Annotated in this window: 8 protein-coding genes, 15 tRNA genes and 2 rRNA genes; 2 read left to right on the forward strand and 23 right to left on the reverse strand. The window is 41.8% G+C overall.

Annotated elements, in window-relative coordinates; translation table 11 throughout:
* Positions 1-158 precede the first annotated feature (158 nt).
* The 5 genes from KUV80_RS15565 to queG all read right to left on the reverse strand — a co-directional run bounded on the left by KUV80_RS15565 (position 159) and on the right by queG (position 4,242).
* The gene (locus KUV80_RS15565) at positions 159-716 is read right to left on the reverse strand and encodes a DUF5366 family protein (RefSeq protein ID WP_222463645.1); all 558 of its coding nucleotides are present in this window, start codon (positions 714-716) and stop codon (positions 159-161) included.
* 275 nt (positions 717-991) lie between these two features.
* Positions 992-1,465, reverse strand: coding sequence for a tRNA (uridine(34)/cytosine(34)/5-carboxymethylaminomethyluridine(34)-2'-O)-methyltransferase TrmL (gene trmL / locus KUV80_RS15570; RefSeq protein ID WP_222463646.1), 474 nt, complete (start codon positions 1,463-1,465; stop codon positions 992-994).
* Between the two features lie 86 nt (positions 1,466-1,551).
* Positions 1,552-2,427 carry an amidase domain-containing protein gene (locus tag KUV80_RS15575; RefSeq protein ID WP_246625264.1) on the reverse strand — a complete coding sequence of 292 codons (876 nt, stop codon included), beginning with the start codon at positions 2,425-2,427 and terminating at the stop codon, positions 1,552-1,554.
* Between the two features lie 73 nt (positions 2,428-2,500).
* Positions 2,501-3,037, reverse strand: coding sequence for a methylated-DNA--[protein]-cysteine S-methyltransferase (locus KUV80_RS15580; protein WP_222463648.1), 537 nt, complete (start codon positions 3,035-3,037; stop codon positions 2,501-2,503).
* 59 nt (positions 3,038-3,096) lie between these two features.
* Positions 3,097-4,242, reverse strand: coding sequence for a tRNA epoxyqueuosine(34) reductase QueG (gene queG, locus KUV80_RS15585; protein WP_222463649.1), 1,146 nt, complete (start codon positions 4,240-4,242; stop codon positions 3,097-3,099).
* A gap of 79 nt (positions 4,243-4,321) precedes the next feature.
* On the opposite strand from queG, the gene KUV80_RS15590 reads away from it, so the two are divergent.
* Both KUV80_RS15590 and KUV80_RS15595 read left to right on the forward strand, forming a co-directional pair.
* Positions 4,322-4,975: a B3/B4 domain-containing protein gene (locus tag KUV80_RS15590; RefSeq protein WP_222463650.1), complete on the forward strand. Its 654-nt coding sequence runs from the start codon at positions 4,322-4,324 to the stop codon at positions 4,973-4,975.
* Positions 4,976-5,355: 380 nt separating this feature from the next.
* A complete protein-coding gene (locus KUV80_RS15595; RefSeq protein ID WP_222463651.1) occupies positions 5,356-5,592 on the forward strand; it encodes a hypothetical protein in 237 nt (78 codons plus the stop codon).
* Positions 5,593-5,594: 2 nt separating this feature from the next.
* On the opposite strand, the gene KUV80_RS15600 is transcribed toward KUV80_RS15595, so the two are convergent.
* From KUV80_RS15600 to KUV80_RS15685, 18 genes are all read right to left on the reverse strand, one after another.
* Positions 5,595-6,062, reverse strand: a complete 468-nt coding sequence (locus KUV80_RS15600; protein WP_222463652.1) for an NUDIX domain-containing protein — start codon at positions 6,060-6,062, stop codon at positions 5,595-5,597.
* Positions 6,063-6,147: 85 nt separating this feature from the next.
* Positions 6,148-6,232 (reverse strand) — tRNA-Leu (locus KUV80_RS15605).
* A gap of 24 nt (positions 6,233-6,256) precedes the next feature.
* Positions 6,257-6,331, reverse strand: a tRNA-Cys gene (locus KUV80_RS15610).
* Between the two features lie 14 nt (positions 6,332-6,345).
* Positions 6,346-6,420 (reverse strand) — tRNA-Gly (locus KUV80_RS15615).
* A gap of 10 nt (positions 6,421-6,430) precedes the next feature.
* Positions 6,431-6,505, reverse strand: a tRNA-Gln gene (locus tag KUV80_RS15620).
* Between the two features lie 9 nt (positions 6,506-6,514).
* A tRNA-His gene (locus KUV80_RS15625) sits at positions 6,515-6,590 on the reverse strand.
* Between the two features lie 15 nt (positions 6,591-6,605).
* Positions 6,606-6,679 (reverse strand) — tRNA-Trp (locus KUV80_RS15630).
* A gap of 24 nt (positions 6,680-6,703) precedes the next feature.
* A tRNA-Tyr gene (locus KUV80_RS15635) sits at positions 6,704-6,788 on the reverse strand.
* 148 nt (positions 6,789-6,936) lie between these two features.
* Positions 6,937-7,012 (reverse strand) — tRNA-Thr (locus KUV80_RS15640).
* Positions 7,013-7,020: 8 nt separating this feature from the next.
* Positions 7,021-7,096: transfer RNA gene (locus KUV80_RS15645), tRNA-Phe, on the reverse strand.
* Between the two features lie 46 nt (positions 7,097-7,142).
* Positions 7,143-7,218, reverse strand: a tRNA-Asp gene (locus tag KUV80_RS15650).
* A 3-nt stretch (positions 7,219-7,221) separates the two neighbouring features.
* Positions 7,222-7,298 (reverse strand) — tRNA-Met (locus tag KUV80_RS15655).
* A gap of 148 nt (positions 7,299-7,446) precedes the next feature.
* A tRNA-Val gene (locus KUV80_RS15660) sits at positions 7,447-7,522 on the reverse strand.
* Positions 7,523-7,552: 30 nt separating this feature from the next.
* Positions 7,553-7,627 (reverse strand) — tRNA-Glu (locus KUV80_RS15665).
* A 24-nt stretch (positions 7,628-7,651) separates the two neighbouring features.
* Positions 7,652-7,743 (reverse strand) — tRNA-Ser (locus tag KUV80_RS15670).
* A gap of 2 nt (positions 7,744-7,745) precedes the next feature.
* Positions 7,746-7,820: transfer RNA gene (locus tag KUV80_RS15675), tRNA-Asn, on the reverse strand.
* 9 nt (positions 7,821-7,829) lie between these two features.
* A 5S ribosomal RNA gene (gene rrf / locus KUV80_RS15680) occupies positions 7,830-7,945 on the reverse strand.
* A gap of 65 nt (positions 7,946-8,010) precedes the next feature.
* Positions 8,011-8,125 (reverse strand): 23S ribosomal RNA (locus KUV80_RS15685); the annotation flags it as partial.

Here is an 8,125-nt window from a genome sequence, read left to right on the forward strand (position 1 = left end):
TGCTGGTCAATGCAAAAGTTTTGCTGGTTAATCCGGAAGTTTTGCTGGTTAATCCAGAAGTTTTGCTGGTCAATCCGGAAGTTTTGCTGGTTAATTCAGAAGTTTCTTGCCGATATCCACGAGTCGACATAAATCGACAACGCGGTTCATAAAGTACCTTATGTAATCGCAGACACAAACGCATTATACAATCGTAAAACCGTATATATAACGAGCAGAAGGAAGCCCGCCCAGAAGAACAAGTGCATAAATACCATACCGATGATGCCTACCGTTGATAAACTTGAACTGATTTTTAGAAGAAAATAAAAAAAGTAAACAAGTGATGCAGCCGCAAATACAAGAAACATCAGCAGTATGGAGTGGTTTAAAGCAATGGCAAGCATCCCTCCACCAAAAAAGAACCATCCGCCGCTCTTCCCTTGCTGCAGCAAGATTCCTTCTGTATCTCGGGAAAAAAAGAACATACTTAAGTGAGTTAACGTATCAGATAATAGCTTCAAAGCTGCAAATCCCATAAAGAACAATAAAAACAAGCAAAAGCCAACTGACAAATGAATAACATGCTCTTGAAATAGCTCAAGCATCCCTTGGTAAATGCCAAAGTATTTGAGCTTTTCTATAACGAGTCTTTCAATGTGGATAGCAAAGCCGCAGCTAAACAGGATGATTGAAAACAGGGGGAGATACCCTGTCATATAAACGTTTTTCTTCATTCTGTCACACAACACCCCTCAATTTGTGAACTTTCATAGAAATACATTCACATGATAACCGTTTTCATTTATAATGGGGAAAGAGAATGGAAAGACTAAGACTACTTTCAAAGGAGGAGTTCAGATGGATTTTATCCTCATCCTACTTGTGATGCTCGCCTTCCTGACTGCAATTTTTACAGCAGGCTATAACGATCGTCCTGGAAAAAACTAATCCATATACATATGGAAGCAAAAACGTCCCTCACATACAAGGACGTTTTTTTATTTTCTCTTTATTTCAACTCTCCAAAATTCTGCTGTCGTAATGCTTCATAAATTAAAATGGCTGCAGTGTTTGACAGGTTTAATGAACGAATATGATCATTCATCGGTATGCGCAGACATCTCTCCATATTGGATTTTATAAGTTCTTCTGGAAGACCTTTCGTCTCTTTTCCAAAGATAAAAAAGACATCTTTCTCCGAATCCGAATAATCGAAACCAGAATACGTCTTTTCTCCGAATTTCGTTATAAAGTAAAATTCACCCTCTGGATACTCTTCAAAAAAAGCTTCGAGCGAATCGTGATGCTGAAGTTTAACGTGCTCCCAATAATCGAGTCCTGCCCGCTTCAAGTATTTATCTTCCAAAGAAAAGCCGAGTGGATGGATCAAATGTAAAGACGTATTCGTTCCCGCGCACGTCCGGGCGATGTTACCGGTATTGGCAGGAATTAATGGTTCATATAAAACAACATGTATAGCCAAAAAGCTCACCTCAAAAACAATATTCCAACAAGTACTTATTATAGCACTTTTTTTAGAATATCACTCTTAGAAGGCAAGCTTTCCACTTAAAGAATATGAAAAAATTTATACTGAATTCTCTTTGTATAAGCCGTTGAGTCTTCATAGCCCCAATATCTCATTCTGCTGTTAGTCGTGTGGGCGTTAACAAGCGGTTCACCAGAAGGATCCTTAGCAACGACAATCGTTGTATGCTGATAGTGCCCGTCTCCGGTAAAGTCATAGCAGATTACATCTCCGGGCAGCAAAAGGTGGGCCGCTGATTTTTCCTGTGCCTGCAGACTTGACTTTGAGCCGCTTAAGTACCACCTGAACGCATTTGCGACCGACCAGCTATAGCTCCACGAATTGTTTCTCATCCACCACCCTTTAGACTTTATGGATTGGGGGGTCATTGGAATCCCTCCTGCATGGACACTTTGTGAGATGTAATTGGTGCAATCATTTTCAAATGATTTATAAGCAGGATTATACGTATTCCACCATCTCTCTGCATACCTGACAGCCGCTAATCTGTCATAGCCACCTTTGTTCGGTGAGATCGAGTCATTCTCACGTTCGATCTTAGGAAGTTCTTTGTAATTACCCTCAGCATTTGCCGGTTCATCGCTTTTCATATCACCATCTAAAAATACAGCACGGCGTTCTTGTGATATCTCTTCAACATAGAAATCAAACCCTTGTTTGATTAAAAAGCTGTAATGAACGAGATAGTCCACCTGAGTGCGGTTTTCTGATTCTGTTGTTCGCAAAACACTGCCGTTCGCCTGGTTATTGACGATAAAAGCATTTCTATCGGTGTACATTTGTTTTTTACGCAAAAAACTTTCTTGTTCTTCTTTTAAAAAGAAGCCCCTTCCATCTGCATCTGCATGTATCATCCATTGGGACTGATTTTGAATATAAGCTTTGAGTGTTTCCATCCACAAAAAACATCCCTCCCTGCTTCTACTAACATATGAGAGAGACATAAAAAAAAAGAACCCTTTAAGGGCTCTATGAAGTCTTCTTACAGCTGTTCTGTTCGATGGATAATAAAATTTCTTTTTTATCTAATCCTCCACCATATCCTACGAGTGCACCATTGCTTCCAATGACGCGATGACACGGAATAAACACAGGCACAGGGTTTTGGTTATTTGCACTTCCAACAGCACGAACGGCCTTTGGTGCACCAATCTCTTGAGCTACTTCCTTATATGAGCAAGTTACCCCATATGGAATACCAGTAAGCTGCGTCCAAACCTTTTTTTGAAATGCCGTTCCGAACAAATCGTAGCTGATGTTGAATGTTTGCAGGTTGCCTGCAAAATAAGCGTTTAACTGCTGAGTGGCCTCTGCTAAATATTCTGGAGAATGAATCAATTCCCCTTTAATATAATGCTTTGCCATCCAAGCGTGTAAAGATGGAAGGTTATCCTCCATTGAACCAAAATCGAGACGGCAGATTCCGTTCTCCGTTGCAATGATTGTTAACGGTCCGATTACGCTTTCCATTTCTTCATAATAGAGTAACGTTTTAATCTGACACATAATTATCCCTTCTTTTCATTACTTGACCTTACTATATCGGACACTTCAAACATATGCGATTACGAAATTTCTTGATTTCGAAGCATTTTAAGACCTTTTTCTATCTCTAACGCCACCAAATCGTCATTTTCGCGCTCTTTTGCTGTAGAAAGTTCGAATTCTGCTTCATTTCCGCCAATTTTCCCAATCGCCCAAGCTGCAGTACCACGAATTACGGGTCTTGGGTCATGCTTCAATACGTGAAATAAATCCGGCAGTGCTGTCTTTTCTTTAAAATGAGCAAGAGCAATGATCGCATTGCGCTGAATCGGTTTTTTTCCTCTCCAGCTGCCGGATATAGAGCCAAATTTTTCTTTAAATTCTCTGTTAGACATCGTTAATAATGGCTGCAAAAGTGGTTTTACAATTTCAGGATCAGGCTCCATCTCCACATGATGATGAAAATCTTTCCCTTTGTTTTTCGGACAGACGGTCTGACACGTGTCACAGCCATAAAGCCGATTTCCTAACTTCTCTCTGTATCGATCTGGCAAGAAACCTTTTGTTTGTGTTAAAAAGGCAATACACTTTGAAGAATCAAGCTGACCTCCCTGTACAAGCGCTCCAGTCGGGCACGCTTCCACACATTTATTGCACGAGCCGCATTGATCTTCCATTGGTGTATCAGCTGGAAAAGCTATGTTTGAAAGGAGTTCGCCAAGGTACATGTAGGAACCAAACTCTGGTGAAAGGATCGCGCAATTTTTTCCACTCCATCCAATACCAGCACGTTCAGCCACAGCTCTATCAGAGAGCTCTCCAGTATCAACCATTGATTTCACTTTTGCTTCAGGAACTTTTTCTAAAATAAAAGCCTCCAGCAGCATCAGCTTTTCTCTTAATATATGGTGATAATCTTTTCCCCATGATGCTCTGCAAAAAATTCCTCTTCGCTCTCCTTTTATACTTTTCGGCGCATTCTTCATTTTGGAGGGATATGCAAGAGCTATCGATATAATGCTCGAAGCTCCTGTAAGCAGCCTCTCGGGCTCTGTTCTTTTGTCAATATCCTCTTCTTCAAAACCTGATTGATATTGAAGGTGTTGCTGCAATCGGAGTCTTTCTTTTAACTCAACAAATACATCAGCACTTGCGAAGCCAATTTTATCAATTCCGATTTCTTTACTATATGCAACAATCTCTTCCTTCAACTGGGCACCTGTCATACATATCCCTCCTTTCACATTTATTTTCCACTCTTATGATAAACTAAGAATATATATTCAAAGAAACGAGGTCCTATTCATGATAACCATTTCAGCTGAAATCAAGAAACTTATTCCTCATTTAAAAATAGGCGCAATTACATACCATGATATCGTGATAAGCGAATCACCGCAAATGATAAAGGGACGTTTCCAGCTATTTCTAGAATCTTTAAGACTTGAAGATAAATCTGCTACCGATTTTCCCGGTGTTGCTGAATATCGTTCTGTCTTTAAAACGCTTGGCACAGATCCCTCTCGCTATCGCCCTGCTTCAGAAGCTTTAATCCGCCGTGTTTTAAGCGGTAAAGACCTCCCTCCTATAAATTCCGGAGTAGATATAAATAACTTCTTCTCGATCCGTTTTGCCATTCCGATCGGCCTTTATAATTTGGATGAAATAAAAGGCGATATAGAAGTACGAGTTGGTTCATCAGAAGACACGTATGAAGCTCTAAACGGCCGCGAGATGAACATGGAGGGAAAATTGCTATCAGCAGACACTATAGGTGCATTTGGAAGTCCTATCGTCGATTCTAAGCGTACAATGATGACAGAGAGGGCACAAAACGCATTGCATATCGTCTATCTGCAGCCTTCTATGGAAAAGAATGATGCAGAAGAGCTGTTGACGTCTATGGCAAACATGTTCACTCAAGTCAATGGCGGCACTGCCAAAATCGAACTCATATAAATCAAACAACTGTTTAAAAATGAATTTTATTTTTGCGAGTTCTTTTGCGCCTGATTATATCTGTATGTGACGGGTTGCTTCTATTCGTGGATAAAAAAAATGCAGGGCTTCATTGTAACAACGAAGCCCTGCATTAAAACCTACAACTAACTTGTTCTATATATAAGCAGCATGTTTGAAAATTATGACAAGTTCTTTTGAAACTTATTCCACAAGTGTGTATTTTGCAGAAAGAGTGGAACTTGTCCAAAGAAGTGAATAAAAAATGACCAGCAGCAACAAATCTTTTAGAAAAGAGCCTAATAAAAAGAAAAAGAATCATTCTTACTAATAAGAACGTATAATGAAGAGGTACGTAAAAAAGTGGGAGTGATAACGGTATGGCAAAAAGTAGAGCAAAAAAAGTACGAGAGAAGTTGGTTCGTGAAGGTTGGAGAAACCCTGAAGAAAACCGCAGTTCTTATGCAGTTGCAGAAGTGTACAAATGTATGGCTACAAAAACGACTAAAACAAAAAAAGACAAAATATATAGCAGAAAAAAAGAGCGATTATCCTCAACTGATTACAGTGGTGATAAACGCTTTTTTTATATACCTTATACCTTATGGATTAGTTGACCCTAAAACGTCTTTTTCTTTTTCTCATTAATCTGTTTTAACACTCTTCGATTTAGCTCCCATAATGCCGTCTTATTGCTGTCCCATTTTAAAAGTGAAAGAGCTTCATCATAGCTGACCCATTTATAAAAAGAGTGTTCTTTTGACAATGATAAGTCTTTCTTAAGCACTTCTACTCCAAATGAATATTCATTGATGACATATACCTCATCACCCCAAAGAAATGTACCTACAACATGTTCTACTGGTATGGAGGATATGGAATCTAACCTCAGAAATGACAAATCACTTGTTAAACCAGCTTCTTCAAAAGCTTCGCGTCTCGCAGCTTCGATTATTGTCTCTCCTTCTTCTCCTCCTCCAGCAATGCCTTGCCAATAACGATCATCTGCTCTGTTAAAAACTGCATATTTTACGGTGTTCTCATCAACAATATAAGGCAGTACTAAAACTTGATAAGGAGCTCTCATACAAATTGCCCTCCAAACGTAGTAATCGTTTTATATATAAAAAAGCCATTGCTTTAAAAGCAATGACTTATCATTTCGTATGTAATGGTACCGGTGGTCGGGGTCGAACCGACACTCCAGAAGGAACACGATTTTGAGTCGTGCGCGTCTGCCAATTCCGCCACACCGGCATTGTAAAACTATAAAAATGGAAATGGAGGCGGCACCCGGATTCGAACCGGGGGATAAGGGTTTTGCAGACCCGTGCCTTACCACTTGGCTATGCCGCCAGAGTATATGTCAATGGAGCGGAAGACGGGATTCGAACCCGCGACCCCAACCTTGGCAAGGTTGTATTCTACCACTGAACTACTTCCGCAATATAAAAATGGCTGGGCTAGATGGATTCGAACCATCGCATGACGGAGTCAAAGTCCGTTGCCTTACCGCTTGGCTATAGCCCAACACTAAAATGGGGCGGACGAGGGGAATCGAACCCCCGAATGTCGGAACCACAATCCGATGCGTTAACCACTTCGCCACGACCGCCACAATAAATTTAAATGGCAGGGGCAGTAGGAATCGAACCCACACCAAAGGTTTTGGAGACCTTCGTTCTACCTTTAAACTATGCCCCTGTAAGAATAAATATGTTTAAAAGATGGTGGAGGGGGACGGATTCGAACCGCCGAACCCGGAGGGAGCGGATTTACAGTCCGCCGCGTTTAGCCACTTCGCTACCCCTCCACAATTGAGACAGGTTTTATTGTAAAACATATAAGACCTGATTTCAAGAGGATTTTTTTCCCTGAACAAACTGTTCCTGCGTCTACTGGCTTATTCAAGCAGCAGAATCCTCATCGCAGCAAACTTATTTTATATACAAATAAGTTTGTGGTGCCGGCTAGAGGACTTGAACCCCCAACCTACTGATTACAAGTCAGTTGCTCTACCAATTGAGCTAAACCGGCAAAAAAAATGGTGGCTCGAGACGGAATCGAACCGCCGACACGAGGATTTTCAGTCCTCTGCTCTACCGACTGAGCTATCGAGCCAAGATTAGTACATCTTGGTAAAATAAAACCACCGAAAATATAAAAATGGCGGACCCGACCGGGGTCGAACCGGCGATCTCCTGCGTGACAGGCAGGCATGTTAACCACTACACCACGAGTCCATTTGGTTGCGGGGACAGGATTTGAACCTGCGACCTTCGGGTTATGAGCCCGACGAGCTACCAGACTGCTCCACCCCGCGATGATATAAAGTATATGGACGATATTGTCCATGTTTGCCATCTCTTCCTCTACAAGCATCTCATGATGTGTATCCGTCGAGACATGTCGTCGTGATTTCACTGAAGCTTACGCTCCATGCTCCACCCCGCGATGATATAAAAGGTATATGGTGGAGGATGACGGGTTCGAACCGCCGACCCCCTGCTTGTAAGGCAGGTGCTCTCCCAGCTGAGCTAATCCTCCATATAAGTTGGTTATGTATTAAAAAGTAAATGGTGACCCGTACGGGATTCGAACCCGTGTTACCGCCGTGAAAGGGCGGTGTCTTAACCGCTTGACCAACGGGCCATTTATATTTATAAGGTAAGTATCTGGCGGAGAGCAAGGGATTCGAACCCTTGATACGGGGTTGACCGTATACACGATTTCCAATCGTGCTCCTTCGACCTCTCGGACAGCTCTCCAATGGCTCCACAGGTAGGACTCGAACCTACGACCGATCGGTTAACAGCCGATAGCTCTACCACTGAGCTACTGTGGAATATGTATGGCTCAGCGACGTCCTACTCTAACAGGGGGAGACCCCCAACTACCATCGGCGCTGAAGAGCTTAACTTCCGTGTTCGGTATGGGAACGGGTGTGACCTCTTCGCCATCATCACTGAACCAATTATATTGAGAAATTGCTCTCTCAAAACTAGATACGACGTTTCCAAACGTTTCATGCTTTTAAGGATAAGCCCTCGACCGATTAGTATCTGTCAGCTCCACGTGTCACCACGCTTCCACACCAGACCTATCAACCTCATCATCTCTAAGGGGTCTTACTCACTTAACGTGATGGGA

It is taken from the genome of Fictibacillus nanhaiensis (assembly GCF_019801215.1).
Taxonomy (GTDB): domain Bacteria; phylum Bacillota; class Bacilli; order Bacillales; family Fictibacillaceae; genus Fictibacillus; species Fictibacillus nanhaiensis_C.